Consider the following 388-nt stretch of genomic DNA (forward strand, 5'->3'; position numbering starts at 1 on the left):
GTAAACGATGTCGGCCTCTTTATCGCTGAAATCCTGCAGGATGTAGGACTTGTCGACCAGCGTCAGGTCGCCTTCGTCGATCTCCCGCACCCAGCCTTCTCTGACAAAGGTTTGCAGAAGTTCCAGAAAAGTCTTCTTGTTTGCCAAAAGTTGCCTGTATCCCTTGTCGTGGGGGTTGTGGTGAGGTTTCTGTTCCGTCTTGCCATTGTTCGGCAACGCAATCACATCCTAAAGTTATTATACCATGGTGGTGGCCGCGACGGCAGGGGTATGGGAAAGTGTTTTCCATTCGTCACATTGCAGTTCCGATAAATAATTTTATGTAAGAGAAAGAGTCAACCACCGGAAAGATGATTGACTCCTTCGAATGAATTCAATTCAAGAATCG

Annotated in this window: 1 protein-coding gene; it reads right to left on the reverse strand. The window is 47.2% G+C overall.

Annotation, left to right across the window (positions count from 1 at the left end):
• The coding region (locus DCCM_RS01050) for an Rpn family recombination-promoting nuclease/putative transposase (RefSeq protein WP_174705125.1) at positions 1 to 216 on the reverse strand (216 nt) is incomplete at its 3' end.
• Between the last annotated feature and the right edge of the window lie 172 nt (positions 217 to 388).

Origin of the sequence: Desulfocucumis palustris, assembly GCF_002933875.1 — a bacterium.
Lineage (GTDB): Bacteria > Bacillota > Desulfotomaculia > Desulfotomaculales > Desulfocucumaceae > Desulfocucumis > Desulfocucumis palustris.